Source organism: Paenibacillus sp. JT31N11 (genome assembly GCF_056269285.1).
Window position 1 is genome coordinate 91,244 of record NZ_JBWDNQ010000011.1, and the last position, 16,393, is coordinate 107,636.

General features: G+C 52.8%; 13 protein-coding genes. 4 read left to right on the forward strand and 9 right to left on the reverse strand.

Annotated elements, in window-relative coordinates; translation table 11 throughout:
* Window positions 1-18: 18 nt before the first annotated feature.
* Window positions 19-1,347 (reverse strand): ABC transporter substrate-binding protein, encoded by a 1,329-nt coding sequence (locus AC0YNV_RS29180; protein WP_475771159.1) that lies wholly within the window; start codon window positions 1,345-1,347, stop codon window positions 19-21.
* A 384-nt stretch (window positions 1,348-1,731) separates the two neighbouring features.
* The gene (locus AC0YNV_RS29185) at window positions 1,732-2,856 is read right to left on the reverse strand and encodes a GntR family transcriptional regulator (RefSeq protein ID WP_475771160.1); all 1,125 of its coding nucleotides are present in this window, start codon (window positions 2,854-2,856) and stop codon (window positions 1,732-1,734) included.
* A gap of 177 nt (window positions 2,857-3,033) precedes the next feature.
* On the opposite strand from AC0YNV_RS29185, the gene AC0YNV_RS29190 reads away from it, so the two are divergent.
* A complete protein-coding gene (locus tag AC0YNV_RS29190) occupies window positions 3,034-3,969 on the forward strand; it encodes a C40 family peptidase (protein WP_475771161.1) in 936 nt (311 codons plus the stop codon).
* Between the two features lie 293 nt (window positions 3,970-4,262).
* Here AC0YNV_RS29190 and AC0YNV_RS29195 read toward each other — a convergent pair whose 3' ends face one another.
* Genes AC0YNV_RS29195 through AC0YNV_RS29205 form a run of 3 tightly spaced genes read right to left on the reverse strand, consistent with a single transcriptional unit; the run spans window position 4,263 to window position 8,284 of the window.
* Window positions 4,263-5,771: a rhamnulokinase gene (locus tag AC0YNV_RS29195; RefSeq protein WP_475771162.1), complete on the reverse strand. Its 1,509-nt coding sequence runs from the start codon at window positions 5,769-5,771 to the stop codon at window positions 4,263-4,265.
* Window positions 5,772-5,814: 43 nt separating this feature from the next.
* A complete protein-coding gene (locus tag AC0YNV_RS29200; protein ID WP_210045018.1) occupies window positions 5,815-6,474 on the reverse strand; it encodes a class II aldolase/adducin family protein in 660 nt (219 codons plus the stop codon).
* A 22-nt stretch (window positions 6,475-6,496) separates the two neighbouring features.
* Window positions 6,497-8,284, reverse strand: a complete 1,788-nt coding sequence (locus tag AC0YNV_RS29205; RefSeq protein ID WP_475771163.1) for an L-fucose isomerase — start codon at window positions 8,282-8,284, stop codon at window positions 6,497-6,499.
* A 315-nt stretch (window positions 8,285-8,599) separates the two neighbouring features.
* Here AC0YNV_RS29205 and AC0YNV_RS29210 point away from each other — a divergent pair, with 315 nt between their 5' ends.
* Window positions 8,600-9,622: a LacI family DNA-binding transcriptional regulator gene (locus AC0YNV_RS29210; protein WP_475771164.1), complete on the forward strand. Its 1,023-nt coding sequence runs from the start codon at window positions 8,600-8,602 to the stop codon at window positions 9,620-9,622.
* Between the two features lie 337 nt (window positions 9,623-9,959).
* Here AC0YNV_RS29210 and AC0YNV_RS29215 read toward each other — a convergent pair whose 3' ends face one another.
* The 3 genes from AC0YNV_RS29215 to hflX all read right to left on the reverse strand — a co-directional run bounded on the left by AC0YNV_RS29215 (window position 9,960) and on the right by hflX (window position 13,785).
* The gene (locus tag AC0YNV_RS29215) at window positions 9,960-10,880 is read right to left on the reverse strand and encodes an aldo/keto reductase (protein WP_475771165.1); all 921 of its coding nucleotides are present in this window, start codon (window positions 10,878-10,880) and stop codon (window positions 9,960-9,962) included.
* A gap of 121 nt (window positions 10,881-11,001) precedes the next feature.
* Window positions 11,002-11,853 carry a 23S ribosomal RNA methyltransferase Erm gene (gene erm / locus AC0YNV_RS29220; RefSeq protein WP_475771166.1) on the reverse strand — a complete coding sequence of 284 codons (852 nt, stop codon included), beginning with the start codon at window positions 11,851-11,853 and terminating at the stop codon, window positions 11,002-11,004.
* A gap of 663 nt (window positions 11,854-12,516) precedes the next feature.
* Window positions 12,517-13,785, reverse strand: a complete 1,269-nt coding sequence (gene hflX, locus AC0YNV_RS29225) for a GTPase HflX (RefSeq protein WP_475771167.1) — start codon at window positions 13,783-13,785, stop codon at window positions 12,517-12,519.
* Window positions 13,786-13,947: 162 nt separating this feature from the next.
* On the opposite strand from hflX, the gene AC0YNV_RS29230 reads away from it, so the two are divergent.
* Entirely contained in the window at window positions 13,948-14,124 is a 177-nt protein-coding gene (locus tag AC0YNV_RS29230) for a hypothetical protein (protein ID WP_475771168.1), read from the forward strand.
* A gap of 400 nt (window positions 14,125-14,524) precedes the next feature.
* Window positions 14,525-15,310, forward strand: coding sequence for an SDR family oxidoreductase (locus AC0YNV_RS29235; RefSeq protein ID WP_475771169.1), 786 nt, complete (start codon window positions 14,525-14,527; stop codon window positions 15,308-15,310).
* A gap of 212 nt (window positions 15,311-15,522) precedes the next feature.
* Here AC0YNV_RS29235 and AC0YNV_RS29240 read toward each other — a convergent pair whose 3' ends face one another.
* Window positions 15,523-16,386, reverse strand: a complete 864-nt coding sequence (locus AC0YNV_RS29240) for a formate/nitrite transporter family protein (protein ID WP_475771170.1) — start codon at window positions 16,384-16,386, stop codon at window positions 15,523-15,525.
* Window positions 16,387-16,393 lie beyond the last annotated feature (7 nt).

A 16,393-nucleotide genomic window follows, 5' to 3' on the forward strand; every position in this document is an offset into this window, starting at 1 on the left:
CTTCCGCCCCCGCTTGGCTTATTTCTGTGTCGTAATTTTGTTGATTGCACTTTCCAGCTCGGTCACGGCGTCATCGACCGCTTGATCCTTCAGCAGCACCTTCGATACCGTATCATAAACGGAGGAATCGATATCCTTGTAGAACAGCGTCTTCGGCTGCGATTGACGGGCGGATTTAATTTGATCCATGAAAATTTTGTAGGCCGGGTCTGTCGCAAATTTGGATACAGCCAGCGAAGCATTGTTGGCAGGCACGTCGCTCATTGTACGGGAGTTGAACTCGACCGACGTCAGCATTTGCGCCAGCTTAAGCGCTTCCTGCGGATGCTTGCTGCTTGCGGATACCGCGATTCCGAAGCCGCCTCCGAAGGAGCCGTCCGGCGCGCTCTCATTATATTTCGGCACAAGTGCCTGGCCGTAGAATGGTTGGATATCCGGATTCTGATCGGTAACCCATGTTCCGGCGATTACCATCGCAACCTTCTGCTGTGCGAACAGCGTACCCAGCTTCAAATGATCCAATGTGGCATAATCGGGCTCCAGCGATGGTTTCAGATCCTTCATCAGCTGAAGATAATCCTTGAATACCGGCGCATTGACGGTTGGAGTAATTTTACCGCTGTCATCAACTTGAATGATCGAGCTGTCTGAAGCCGTGTATAAGCTTTGGGCCGGGAATTCCTTCAGACCCAGATCCAGGCCGAAGCCCGCTACCTTGCCGTCCGTCGCTTTCGTGATCGTTTCGGCGTCAGCCTTCAATTCGCTCCATGTCACAGGCGGTTTCTCCGGGTCCAGTCCGGCCTGCTTGAAGATGTCCTTATTGTACCAGAGCACCCGTGCATCAGTGGTATACGGCAGCGCCATGTTTTTGCCGTTCCACTTGTACATGGACAGGATGCCCGGGAAGAAGTCCTTGAAGTAATCCTCGCCAAGCGTCGCGCCCATATCGAGCAAATAGCCGGAATTGGCAAAGGTCGGGAAGTCGGGATTGTTTACGATGAAAACGTCCGGCGCGTTGCCGCTGGCAAACATGACTTTATATTTCGTCTCCCATGTGCCGTACGGATCGCTTTGGAATTCGACCTCGAAGCCGGGATTCTCGGTTTCAAATTTTGTCTTCAGCTCTGCGAAGACGGGCGCATAAGCCGGATCGGTAACCCATTCCGAGAATCCGTAATACGTCAGATTCTCCTTCTTGCCTGATGGAGCCGCACCGCCGTCCGCCGAAGCCTGACCGGAATTTCCATTGTTTGTGCCTGCTGAATTATTTCCGCATCCGGCGGCTACAACCGTCGTTAATACGGCAGTCAATAATACAAGCGACAGCTTGCCAAACCATTTTCTCACGTATGTTATCCCCCTTATAAAATATATATTGCAGAGCCGCGCCGCATAAATCGCGGACGTTAGCGCTTACAATCATGCCGGTTAAGAAATCGCTTGATGCAGATTTAACCATAATCCATCTGACTGTATCAACTATTTGATACATAATCAATAATCTGTATTACTTTTACAACATAATAATAGCTCCATTTATAATCTGTGTCAATACATCAATTGATATTTCATATTTAATTAATACAGATAACACAAATAAAGAACCGGGGGATAGAGTCCGGTTCTTTATTTAAGAAACTTGGCTGTTCGCAGCCATTATTTTTGAGGGAAGAAACTTACTGCGCCGCATTAAGGACGGCGAAAGCCATTTCTTCTTATCATCAAGCAGGCTTAGCCTGCGTTTGTTGCGCTTGCAGCAGGGTGGCCGACAGAAGTGCCGTAATTGATCTCCGCGCTGCATATTTGTCCCAATACAGAGAGATGATCCTTGCCATTCAGCAGATTCATCAACTGATTGGCGGCGGTTCTCCCCATATCATAGAAGGGCTGATTGACACCCGTGACGTCAAGCTTCAGCTTGCGGTTCAGGTTCAGGGCATCGTATGTCACCAGGGACATATCCTCGGGAAAACGGATGCTGAGCCGGTCAAGCGCATCAATAGCCGCTTCTGCGATCTGGTCGTTCGCCGTGAAAATGGCCGTGCAGGGTATTTCCTTGATTTTCTCGGCTATTCTGGAGCTGTAGGACTCGAATTCCTCCTGGAAGTTCTCGAATTCCGTCACAAGCAGCACATCCAGGTCCGGGTCAAATTCAATTCCGGAGTCGAGAAAAGCCTGTCTGACCCCGAGCAGCCTTTCGTTGAATGTGCTGACATCGGAATTGCGGATGAACAAAATCCGCCGGTGCCCCTTATCGATCAGCATTTTCGTCAGCTTGTAGGCGCTGGCCGTGTTGTCGCTGGTCACGAAAGGAATGTCGCTGTTATACAGATGGCGGTCCAGAAAAACGACCTTGATGCCGCTGCTGGTCAGCAGATGGTAGAGGCTCTGATTGCGTTCCTCATGATGTTTGCCATAGATCGGACTGAGTATCACGCCATCCACCCGCTTGGCTACCGCTCCCTTGACCAGGGCTTCCAGCTTGTCGAGACTCCGGTCGTCGCTGTAGCTGAGCAGATGGAAGCCGTGCAGGTGCAGGACGTCCTCAATCCCTCTGAGCGCCGTCGCCCACAGCGGATTCTCGATGCCAATGACGGATGCAGCCACAAGACCGGACCGGTTATGACCGAGCTGGGAGACGACTCCGTTCTCGATGAAGGTGCCTCTCCGGTTGTCCCGCTTGAGCAGTCCCTCCGCGGATAATTCCTTGATTGCTTTCTCTACCGTGTTGACGCTTGATTTGTATGCCTGGGCAAAATCGCGGCTGGAGGGCAAGCGTGAATCTCCGAGCCATTCCCCCTCCATAATTCTTCGCTTGATATCATCCTTGATTCGGGAGTACGGATAATTCGACATATAATTCCTTTCTTCCTCGCAAGATCATATACTGACTATATTGTATTTGTATCAACTGTGTCAAACATTGTTCATTAGCAATTGTTTTAATTTATTGCCGATAATCCCCATTCGTATAATTTCCACCCATGCAGAAGAACCTAATCCATAAATAATGGAAAAGGTGGTATCTCTCGCATGCTTCGCAAACAAACGTCATTCCGGGCCGCCCTGGCTGTCAGCATGACAATCCTGATCGCGTGGGGGACAGGCTGCGCCAAAGAGCATCTGGGGATGGATACCGCCAGTGCGCCGGGGCTGACCGTCCGGGCAGCCAATCTGCGGGTGGCGAATCATTCCACCTTCACGCATGTTCCTGTATACAGAGAAACCGGCGGGCTGGTCTGGATCCCCTTGAAGGAAAGCGCAGCGTCCATGAGTCTTGACGTGCATAAACTGGGCGGCCGTCTGGCACTGGGGAATACGGATGCTGCCTATTGGCTGAAGGTGAATGACAAACAAGCTTTCTCCGGAGACAACATCATCACGCTGCCGCAGGCTCCCAAATTATTCAATGGCAAGCCGTATGTCACGACAGAGGCGTTATCATCATTGCTGGAAACTCCGGTGAATTGGAATGAAAAGGGATCGCAGATCATCATCACACCTATCGACGACCGCACCCGAATTCCACTCAAGCAGGTTGCTCCGCGGCGGGAGCAGATCAAGAGCTTCTCCGTATCGGTCAATAAAAGCGATTTAATTGAATATGCCAAAAAATATATGGGCACGCCTTACGATTTTGGCTCCAGCAGCTACAGCGAAACCCATAAATTCGATTGCTCTTCCTTCGTCCAGTATATATACGGCCATTTTGGCATTGATTTGCCAAGAACGGCAAAGGAGCAGTCGGAGATTGGGCAGACCGTGCCGGCCAGTCAGCTGCAGCAGGGGGATTTGATGTTCTTCTATACGCCCGGGCGGTTCGACACGAACCGTATCGTAGGACATGTGGGCATTTATATGGGCGGCAACCGGATTATCCAGAGCTATGGCGATCCTGGGGTGACGATATCGGAGTTCGATAACTCGTGGAAGGAACGTTTTTTATTTGCCAAACGTGTCAGCGGCTAGCGCGGCGAACGGGAAATGAAGTCAGCGTTGAAATGAGAAGAGGGCTTAAGAGTAATTGCCGGGCTTCTAATGTGGATTTGCTTACAAAAAAGACGCCTTCATCTCCACCTGTACAGTGGTTATGGAGGCGTCTTTGCATGTTGTGGATATTCCCAGCCGGTTGGCTCCTTATTGTTTGCGGACAGCCTTATTCATGGAAGGTCTGTCGGTGTTCTGATCTTGACGCAATCGAGCCGCAGGCTTTCCGGTTGACCGTACACACGCAGAGAAAAAACGCCGTTCGGACGTTATTGTTACGCAATTTCATTCGGTTTGTTCACCAGTCCGTTGTATCTTGCGATCGCTTCCTGCCATTTATCGGCCTCGGCCGGCTCGTAAGATTGCAGCGGAAAGGATCGTTTGACCAGTTCCTTGCCTTCTTCAATGCTCCCGATTTCACCGCCAGCCTGGAACTGAACGAGCAGATTGCCGATGGCGCTGGCTTCGACCGGACCTGCCCATACCGGGCGGCCGATGGCATTGGCAGTCAGCTGGCAGAGCAGCTCATTCTGAATGCCGCCGCCAACCATGTACAGCCCGGAGAAATGCCTGCCGGTCAGCCGCTCGCATTGCTCCAGCACGATGTGATACCGCAAAGCAAGGCTCTCGAGAATACAGCGCGCCGTCTCGCCCTTGTCCCGGGGGACAGGCTGATCCGTTTCCTGACAGAAACGGTGGATTTCCAGCTCCATGTCCTTCGGATTCATGAAGCGAAGATCATCGGGATTGATCAGGCTGCGAAAAGCCTCGGCATTCCCGGCTTCCTTCGTCAGCTCCGCGAATGAGATATCCGAGCCTGTTTTGATCCATTTGCGCCTGCATTCCTGCAGAATCCACAGGCCCATAATGTTTTTGAGCAGCTGAAACGTATGGCCGACTCCGCCTTCGTTGGAAAATTCCAGCTCCCTGACCTCAGGCGTGAGCAGGGCGTCCGGAAGCTCCGTGCCAAGAAGGGACCACGTCCCGCAGATCAGATATGCAAATGACGCCGAATCGGACGGAACAGCCGCCGCGGCGGATTCCGTATCATGCGAGCCGACCGCAATCGCCCGCATGGATGGAACGCCAAGCTCCTCGCAGATCGCATCCGTCAAACGGCCAATCTCCGTACCCGGGTGAACAGGGTCCAGAAACAGGTCCGACGGGATGCCTAGACGCTCCATCAGCGGCGTATTCCACGCACGTTCAGCCGGCCGGAACAGCTGGGTTGTCGTGGCCATGGTGAACTCGCAGGCCTTCTGTCCGGTCAGAAAATAGTTCAGCAGATCCGGCGTCAGCAGCAGCGTCTCTGCATGCTCCAGAGCGACAGACCCTGCCTTCTTCATCGCGTACAGCTGGTAAATCGTATTGAAAGGCATCAGCTGCAGCCCGCTCTCGCGGAACAGCTTATCTTCCCCGATCAATTCGCATACTTCTTCAATCAGTCCGGTCGTGTGCGGATCGCGGTAATGGTAGGGGTTGGCCAGCAGCTCTCCATTGCGGTCCAGCAGGCCAAAGTCCACACCCCATGTGTCGATTCCGAAGCTTGCCGGCTCAAAGCCCTGCTGGCGGGCTTTGAGTATGCCGGTTTTGAGCTCCTTCAGGAGCATTAAAATATCCCAGTGCAGATGGGGGCCAACCTCCACCGGTTCATTGACGAACCGATGGATCTCCGTAATCCGCAGCTGCTGGAGGCCGTTCTCCCCGGTGACCAGCTCGCCGACAAGCGCTCTGCCGCTGCTCGCACCCAGATCAAAGGCCAACGCCGCAGGGGGCTTCTTCATACAAGGTCACCGCCTTCTTCAAGAGTAACTGACCGATTCATGCTTATTTCATCTGCTGAAGCAGCTTGATGCGGTAGTCCTCGCTCTCAAGCGAGGCAATTTCCTTGAATTCTTCATCCGTCAATACTTTCAGAGGACCGACGGCTCTTGCGCTCATGTAAATTTTGGCGCTTTCGTCGACGACCTGCGTCCGGTAGTAAGCCTCCCGCAGATTGCGTCCGGTTGTGACCAGTCCATGATTGCCGAGCAGAATGGAGCTGGCCTCGTTCACCTTATCGGCAACGGCAACAGCGAGCAGATCCGTTGTCGGCAGGACATAAGGAACATATGCGGTTTTGCCGACAAGCGCCGCCTGGTCGGGGAACATGATCGGCAGCTCGGTCTCTACCAGGGTGAAGGCGATGCAGGAAGAAGGATGTGTGTGCACAATAGCGCCGATGGCCGGATTCTTGCGGTAGCAGAACAGATGCATCAGCACCTCGGAGGATGGACGCAGTCCATTGTCTGTAATCTCCCCGGTCGGAATATCCACTTCGACCCACTGCTCCGGCGTGATTTCCTCAATGGCGAAGCCGCTCGGGGACAAATACATCTTGTCCCCGGCGCGCGCGCTGATATTTCCGCCCGGTCCTACAACCAGTCCGTTTACAACCGTTTTGACGGCATATTTGCAAAGCTCATTGCGTGTTTCCATGTTCTGCATGTCGTAATTCCCCTATCCGTGCTTATTTATAAAGCGGTCCAAAAGTTGCACACGCTCTGAAATCGGCGCTTTCCACACTTTCGGTGCCGAACATGCCCCATGTACGAGGACGGAAAATCTGATCCCCCGATACATTGTGCATGCTGACCGGGATACGCAGCATCGAAGCAAGCGTCAGCAGGTCGGCGCCGATGTGGCCGTACGAGATCGATCCATGGTTCGCTCCCCAATGATCCATTACGGAATAAACGCTGGTGAACGCGCCCTCGCCGGTCAGGTTCGGCGCAAACCAGGTGGTCGGCCAGGTCGGGTCTGTACGGTCATCCAACGTTTTGTGAACATCTTCAGGCAGATCGACGGAATAGCCTTCCGCGATTTGCAGTACAGGTCCGAGGCCTTTGACCAGATTAAGCCGCGACATCGTCATCGGCATGCCGCCGCGCGTCAGGAAGTCGCTGGAATACCCGCCTCCGCGGAAATATTCAACCGACGCCGGCCGCCAGGATGTAGCGTCCAGACACTTCTGCGCTTCTTCCTCGCTGATTTCCCAGTGCGGCTTCATGACAGGCTGGCCGTCCCGCTGCTGCTCCCCGGTTCCATCAAGCGTAGCAGAACCCGAGTTGATCAGGTGAAGCAGACCGCCAGCGGCTTTGCCATCCAGAGCATGGCCGGTTACGCGTTTGACGGCGTCCGGACTCCAATAGGTGCGGACATCCGCAAAAATTTGCGCCGTATTGGTGAGCAGATAGCCAAACAGCATATTGACGCCGTTCAGGCTGTCGTTCTCCGTAGCGACCATAAATGGCGAGCGGATGCCGTTCCAGTCGAAGGAGCTGTTCAGGATCGCTTCCAGGAAGTCGCCGTTAGGGAAATGGTCGGTCCATTGACGCTGGCCCTGGAATCCGGAGACAAGGGCATTATGTCCATTGGCTTCCTCGCCAAAGCCAAGCTCTGCAAGCTTCGGATTGCCGATCATCAGGTCTCTTGCGATAATCGTCATTTTGACGACTGTTTCCCAGTCCTGATCCTTCTGCTCGCGCGAGGTGCGGATGGCCTCAGGGTTGTTGTCCGGGCCTTCAATACAGTTCTCTTTGGTCCAGGCAAGCGCTTTCGCAAATTCCTCTTTATCATAGATCTCTTCATTGATGCGGCGCACGAATTCCGTCATGTCAATATATTCGTTTCTCATGCCAAGGTATTCCTGGAAGAAGCGGTCATCGACAATGGAGCCGGCGATGCCCATCGATACCGAGCCCATGGACAGATAGGATTTTCCGCGGATATTCGCGACGGTAAGTCCCGCTTTGGCAAAACGAATCAATTTTTCCTTCACGTCTTCCGGAATGACCGAATCGCCTTCGTCCTGAACGTCTTTCCCGTAAATGCCGAAAGCGGGGAGGCCCTTCTGCGCATGGGCGGACAATACAGCTGCCAGATAGACGGCTCCCGGACGTCCCGTTCCGTTGAAGCCCCATACCGCTTTGGGCAGCGAAGGGTCCGTATCCATCGTTTCGGTGCCATAACACCAGCATGGTGTAACGGTTATCGATAACCCTACACCGGCCTTTTTGAATTTATCCGCAGCTGCAGCCGCTTCTGCTACGCCACCGATGCAGGTATCGGCAATGACACATTCAACCGGCTCGCCGCTTGGATAACGGAGCTCGGACGAGAGCAATTCTGCAACCGTTTTCGCTAAATTCATGGTTTGATCCTCAAGGGATTCTCGAACCCCTCTGCGTCTTCCGTCGATCGTCGGGCGAATGCCTATTTTAGGGAATCCATCTTTCCATCTGTGATCCAAAGTCATGATTAAACCATTCCTCTCCTGAATAAAATCGTTAAGGTTACCGATAACCTTAAATTAGCAACAAGCTTACTTGCTGTCAACCCTTTTCTTCGTTATGATAAAAATAGTTAACGTAAAAATATGAGTTCGAAAAGTCCGCTTTTCAGGATCGAGAAGGATGGAAGAAGCTAGAGAATGAGGAGCGCAGCGTAGGCAAAACCTGCGTGGGCACCGGAATTCTCGGCTGAATTCAAAATTCGATGTGAGTTGCTTCCTGAAATAGCTTCATCATTAAAAGTGGATTTTTTGAACAACCTCTTAAAGGAGTAAAGAAGCTTGACGACCATATATGATATAGCTAAGAAAGCCAATGTCTCGGCCATGACCGTTTCCAAGGTCATTAACAATACGGGAAGCATCAGCCAGAAGACGAAAGCCCGGATCAAGCGGGTGATGGAAGAGCTCAATTATGTGCCGAATCAGATGGCGAGGGGTCTTGTGCTCCAGCAGACGCGGCAGCTGTTCCTGCTGATTACGGACATCAACAATCCGTTCTATACGACGCTTTCCAGAGGAGCGGAGGATGCCGCCAAGGAGAAGGGGTACCGCCTTTCTTTTGGAAACAGCGATGAGAATATTGAGAAAGAGGGCGAGTACCTGGAGATTATTCTCGGTAATCGGGTCGCCGGGGTCTTGTTCTCGCCTGCGGGGGACCAGTCTGCCTCCCATCTGGAGACGCTTCAGCGCCACAAGGTGCCCTTTGTCCTGCTGGACCGGGAAGTACCCGGAATCGAGAGCGATGCGGTGATCGGGGACAGCCGGGAAGGGGCCAGGCGCATTGTTGAGCATTTTATCGAGAACGGGCACCGGCACATCGCGCTTATTAACGGCTCTCCCAGCATATCCAGCGCGCGCCTGCGGCATCAAGGCTACATCGAGGCTCATAAGCTGAATGATCTTCCCTTGCACGAAAACTACCATCTGGCCTTCGGCTACGGCTCCCGGACGGATCTGTCGGGGATAATGGATTGGCTCGACAGCTTGACTCCGCGTCCCACAGCCATTATGGCAGGCAATAACGTGCTTGCCGTCGAAGCGATTCGGGCGATTCAGGAAAGCGGCCTGCGGGTGCCGGAGGATATTTCGGTCGCCTGCTTTGACGATCTCGGGCCTTTCTGGCAGATCTCCCCGTTCCTGACCGTCGTGGCCCAGCAAGCCTATGAATTCGGGTATCTCGGGACCCAGCTGCTGATCGAGCGCATCGAGAAGAAGGAAGAGGACCGTCCTTTCCGCAGAATCAATCTGCCGGTCGAGCTGATTTCCAGGAAGTCCGTCGCGAAGCTGGTTGCAGGAACTTAGAGAGGTTTTGCAGTTAGTATCCGGGCGGCTGTAATAACCAACTTCATGAGGAGAATTCAAAGCTATAAAGGAGCAGCCCTAGGCAGCTCCTTATCTATTTCATATATCGTTTCAACTGCTCATAATAGTATTCTCGGGTACCGGCCAGGATAATTCTATGATCGCATCCAGCATTGCATTTTTAATGGTTAATCCATCAGTTTTCTGAAGTACCTGGCAGTTGGAGAAGATATCCGACAACTTGAATGCTGCAACTACAAAAAGAGACCGTCCCTTGACCATTTTTATGGCTTAAGGGACGGTCCTTTGTTCAAAATTTAGGAAAGGTTAAATTGATCTACGCTTTCCAGGCCTGCGGGTGATCATCCGATACATAGTCAACGGCAGCCGCATTGGCGATGACCTGATCAGCATCCTTGCAGCCGGGAATAACCGTTGTCACCGCAGGATGCTCCAGGCACCAGGCCAGAGCCCAGGATGCCATATTCACATGGGCGGGAACCTCATTCTTGCGGATTTCCTCCACTTCGCGGAGCAGACGCTCGCGATTCTCGACATCATGCCGATTGCGCACGTCATTGTCTGCAAACGAGGCCCCCGGCTTGTATTTGCCGCTCAGGTAGCCGCTTGCGAGAGGGACGCGGGCCAATACGCCGAGATCCTGCTGGATGCAGGAAGGGAATACTTCTTCCTCCGGCGTGCGGTCCAGACGGTTGTAAACAACCTGAATGGCGCTTGATCCGACCCCGGTCGCCCGGGAGGTCTGATGAATGTTTTTATTGCTGCCTATAGAAATGCCAAGATGGCGGATTTTGCCTGCCTGCACCTGCTTGTCCAAGGTCGTCCAAAGCTCGTCGTTATCGAATTTGTCATCCGGTCCGGAATGGAATTGATACAGGTCGATATAGTCGGTTTGCAGCGACCGCAGCGACTCCTCCAGCTGCTTCAGCACATCGCCGACGGACCATTTGTCATCGCGGTCGAAATTCCGGTTGAAATGATGCCCGAATTTTGTCGCGACAATCCAGTCCTCCCGCCGGTGATCGGCCAGATATTGACCAATAAACCGTTCCGACGTATGGTCGCCGTAGCATTCAGCGGTATCGATCAGATTGATTCCGACCTCGCCTGCTTTGTCGAGAATGGAGTTAGCTTCATTCTGGTCATAGTTACGGCCCCATTCGCCTCCGAACTGCCATGTGCCCACGCCAACTACCGATACGCGCAAATCTGTCTTGCCCAGTCTTCTGTATTTCATCGTGTGCATCTCCTCCTACATAATCATGAAAGAACGGCTCTGTAATCGAACAAAACATACAGCTGGACTGCCTACAGTTATTCTAGACTTTGGAAAGAGAATAGGCAAGACACTAAGCAGGTCACAATGTTTTACCCTTTCTACCGGGCCAGCGAAACCGCTGCACATGCTTCACCATCGTATCATATACGATCGCCCACTGCCGCTCGTTCAACCGGCATACGGGCATGCCGCGGTCAACGCCGAGTCTCGCGGCCAGATGCTTCAGTTGCGGCGGCGTGAAGATGCCGGTCAGCGCATCGTAAATGGACCGCTCCGGATGCTTAAGCCCATATTCCGCAAGCGCCGCAAAGCGGCCGCAATGCTGGTGGTGGAGACACGGCTCCGGTTTCCGCCGAATGCTGAAGATGACCGAGTCTACGCTTGGCGGCGGCGAGAAATAACTTCTGGGCACGATCCTCACAAGCTCCATCTCATACCACATTCTCCAGGTCAGAACCCGCGGATGGCGGATCGTCTGCGCCGTTAATGCCTTGGCTGCCCCTTTATCCATAATAAGCACGGCTCTTTGCAGGGAACTGCTCTGCGGATCAAGCAGCAGCTTCAATATGGGGGTCGTGAGAAAAAAGGGGATATTCGCCACAACCTGATAGGGCTCCCGCGGAAGCCGCATTTGCAGGAAGTCCTTCTCAATGACCGTTATATGAATGTGATTCTGTAATCTTCTGCGGAGGATCTGTGCAAGCCGGGGGTCATTCTCAACAGCCAGAATTCTGCGGGCTTGCTCCGCCAGCTGTATCGTGATGGCTCCGGCTCCGGCTCCGATATCTACCACTGTATCGCCGGCCCCTATCTGAGCCACTGCGATCATTTCCCCAATTACCCGTTTGTCCTGCAGAAAATGCTGCCCGTGAGCCTTGGGGACTGCCTTCTCCAGCAGTACTCCGGGATGCCTTTCGGTTCGTCTGTTCATTGTCATCCTCCGTTACCGTAAAAAATAAAAAACACAGGCTGACTGCTGCCTGTGTTCTCGGTAAACGAAAGGTCATATGACGGCAGAATAAGCGCAAGGCTATCAGCGCCTGGCCTGCCGTATTCTGGTCTTATACGAGGAGAACGGATAAGATAATGCCGGGAAGAAGGCTGGTCATGCCAGCTTTTCCGGGCCTTATCGAATGTATTGCATTCAATTCTTATAAATTTCCCTAAAATTCGAGTAAAGAGCTTGCTGCAGCCGCCAGAGGACAGCATCAGGGCAGCTTCTTCCCTCAGAAATACAGAGATTTATAAAAATGAAATTCATAAATCCGATAAGTTTATCGTTTCCGTGTCAATGCTCGTATCGTTAATAAGGCGCAATGTACCGCCTTATTAGGGCGTACAGGTTCCTTCCCTTTAATCGTACCGGGAAGGAAACATCAACCGCCGCCCATGGCGGCTGGACATGCTTCTTCCCCAGAACCTGAAAATAGGGCAGACCACTTTCGAGTCCTCTGCACACAGGCAGAGCCTTTGGCATATTCAATTAGCCGCGCAAGGTTCGAACTCGAAAGTATTGGTCTACCACACGTAACCCTCCGTTCTTCTGGTTTCATCGATCAGGGTGCAGGCATGCCGATGCTTCTAAAGCAGCCTGCTATCGGGATAAGAAAGGACTGCCATATTTCTCAAAGTCGGCTGTAGTGCATTCCAGCTTAAGCCGCGTCCCCTCTTCCTCATAGCTCGTCGATTGAACCCAGGCATGCTCATTAAAGTAGGAAACAACCTGGCCTTGATCGAAAGGGATCAGCACCTCGCATTGAATATAATCCGTCAGCACATGACCGCGGATGAGCGCAATGAGCTCGTCAATCCCGCTTTTTTGTTTCACGGAGAGGTACACGGCATCCTTTTGATCGGGGTAGGGAGTGCCTCCGATAGTCAAATCGGTCTTGTTGTAGGCGTAAATAACAGGGATATGATCGGCACCAAGTGCCTTCAATGTATCCTCTGTAACGGCAATCTGTTCGGGAAAGGAAGGATTCGCATAATCCACCACATGAATGAGCAGATCCGCTTCGGCCACTTCCTCGAGTGTAGAACGGAACGCTTTGACCAGGTGATGGGGAAGACGGCTGACGAAGCCTACTGTATCCGTCAGCAGGAAAGCCCGGTGATCCGGCAGCTCGATGCGCCTTACGGACGTTTCCAGTGTAGCAAACAGCATATTTTGGGAGAGCACCAGTTTATCCGACTGCGGATTGTAGCGTTCCAGCAGGGCATTCATCAAGCTTGATTTGCCCGTATTGGTGTAACCGACCAGACAGACGACAGGAAGCTCATTCTTCTGCCGCTTCTTGCGCTGCGTCTTGCGGCGGGCGACCAGCTTCGCAAGCTCCAGCTGCAGGGCGGTAATTCTGTCCTCAATGCTCCGGCGGTCCAGCTCCAGCTTGGTTTCACCGGAGCCTCTGTTTTTGAGTCCCGAGCCGCCGCCCTGCCTGCCCAGCGATTCCCGCATTCCGCTGAGGCGCGGAAGCATGTACTGCAGATGGGCGATTTCCACCTGAAGCTGGGCTTCCCGCGTTTTTGCGCGTTTCGCGAAAATATCCAGGATGAGCATGGTGCGGTCGAGTACTCTCCGCGACAGAGCGGCTTCCAGATTGCGAATCTGGGAGGGCGACAGCTCATCATTGCAGATGACGATGGCATTCTCATGCCCGGCAAGCAGAGCGGACAGCTCCTCCAGCTTACCCTTTCCCATATAGTGGGAGGGGCTCGGTCGGGCGGCCTTCTGGCTCAGTTCGCCGACCACCTCAATCCCGCATGCGGCAGCGAGGCTGCCCAGTTCTTCCATAGCCGCTGCAAAATCCGGCTGGTTCTGCAAATGGATGCCGATTATGACGGCTTCTTGTTCGTATCGTTTCATTTTTCATCATCCTCCAAATTGAAAACAAAATAAAAACACAGGCATAAAGCTGCCTGTGTTTTCAGTAACTGGAAGAGAACTCCGGTAAGCCCGCAGGGAGACGAAGCTCCCCGCCTGATGGATTACTGGTCTTCGGGTAGGGTGAAAGGGGGACCTCTCATCGTGGAAACAAAAATGTCTTATATCCACGAATGGCAGTTATGCCGCCATCCATTACCTATGAAGTTTTTTTCAAGGCAACACAAGGAAGGGATTCCCGCCGCCGATAAGACGGCATCAGCCGGCCTTTGCTTCTCCGATGTTCAAAAAAAGCCAACGCTCGCAAGCAGCCTTTTCTGAATGTATCGGGCAAAGGGCTGCCATCATCCCAGCGTATGGTATATCGCTGTAAGAAGGCGGCCAGCCGTATGCCGCAGCAGGCGGTACAGGGCGGATCCTTTCTTGTGCCGTATATAGGGGTTACCTTGAAAAAAGACAGACCTATCCGGAGTTCTCTGCACACAGGCAGAGCCTTTGGCACTATTCAATTCCAGCTGCGCCTAAAGACCAAATCCGGATAAAATCTATCACACGTAACCCTCCGTTCCATTTTAAGTAAGTTGATTCTAACATAAGAAAGCAGTATTGACAAATGGTGGACCAGCCCGAAATACGGGTATTAATGATTTGTGGAGGCGGATAGGGCTATAATGTAGGGAGTCATACTGGCATAAGGAGTATTCAAAGGAGGCGTATCAGGATGGATCTGGGATTAAACGGCAAAGTCGCTCTCGTCGCGGCATCCAGCAAAGGGCTGGGAAAAGCTTGTGCGGTGGAGCTTGCGCGTGAAGGGGCGCATGTCATGATCACCGGGCGCAAGGAGGCGGAGTTGCAGAAGGCCAAGCAGGAAATGGCAGGACTTGCGGGAGAGGTGGAATATCTCGTATGCGACATTACCAAAAGCGAGGATATTACACGTACCGTTGAAGCTGCCGTTCGAAGATTCGGCAGGATCGATATCCTGATTAACAATGCAGGAGGACCGCCTCCGGGCAGTGTGGAGTCGCTGACCGATGAGCAGTGGTACAAGTCGTTTGAATTGAATTTGCTCAGCTACATCCGTTTTATCCGTGAGGTTCTTCCTTATATGAAGGAACAGAAAAGCGGCAGAATCATCAATCTGGCCTCATCCTCGGTCAAACAGCCGATTCCGGGACTGCTATTATCCAATACATTCAGAACAGGCATTGTCGGCCTCGCCAAAACCTTGTCTCTGGAGCTTGCTCCCTACAATATACTGGTCAACACCGTGTCGCCCGGCAGGATCGCAACCGATCGGATCAAAGAGCTGGATGAAGACAAGGCGAAGAAGACGGGGAAGACGGTCGATCAGGTTGCGGAGGAAGCGCATAAAGGCATCCCTCTGGGAAGGGATGGCCAGGTGGAGGAGTTCGGCCGGACGGTCGCTTTTCTTGCTTCCGCCGCTTCCTCGTATACGACGGGTGTTTCCCTGTTGATCGATGGCGGTTCGGTCAAGGGCATTTAAGGCTTATTGAGCCGACTCCAAATAAACAGAAGAAAAGCACCTTTCGTGCCACTATTCATGCGTGGAGACGAAGGTGCTTTTTCATAATGCAATGATGCGTATAATGAGGGCTGAAATTCCGGGATGATGCCTGGAATTCAGTACTTTGTTGTTTTATAGCGTAACACTTCTTATAGATAGGGTCTGGAAAACACGGCTTTGCCCAACGCCGGCTATACGCCGCTTCTCTCGGCGGATATTTGAGCCGCCGCTTCGGGCTTGGCGGCTGATACGGGCGAATACGAAGAACGCTTGAAGGGCTTTTGCGACAGATAGAACAGCACGCCGGTGAACAGCACGCCGCCCACAAGATTGCCGACCAGCACCGGGATCTGGTTCCATAGCCACCAATCCGTCATGCTTACATGGGCGCCCAGCATCATCCCTGCGGGGATGACGAACATATTGACCACCGCATGCTCAAAGCCCTGCGCGAAGAAGGTCAATACAGGCAGCCACATGGCCGCTATTTTGCCGATGGTGGACTTTGAGGTCATGGCCATCACTACGCCGAGCGTCACCATCCAGTTGCAGAGGACCGCCTTTACCGCCACCAGAATCATGCCTTGAGCACCCATGCTTTTATAGCCGAGCGTCTTGGTTTCACTCGTTTTAATGATTAGCTGGACAAGTGGATTGCCCATATCCGTCCCCATCTTGGTGGCCGACATGCCATACAAAGCGGCATACACGGCGCACCCGATCAGATGGCCGGCGATGACCCAGCCGTAGTTGGCCAGCATACGGGGGAAGGTTGTCCTGCGCTCGATAACGGATAGCGGAATGAGTGCGAAGCTGCCTGTCACAAGCTCCAGTCCAAGCAGCACGATAATCACGAAACCAACCGGGAAGACCAGAGCGCCTACAAGGCCCAGTGACGTTTGAGTTGTAGCTGTATAAGCCAATGTCGTGGCAAATGCCAGTATGGCGCCTCCGAGAAAGCCGCGGATGAGCATTTGCATCACAGTCAAATCTGCTTTGGCTGTACCGGAATCAATCATTGCCTCGAGAACTTCAGCGGGTTTAATGTAAGCCATTCCTGTT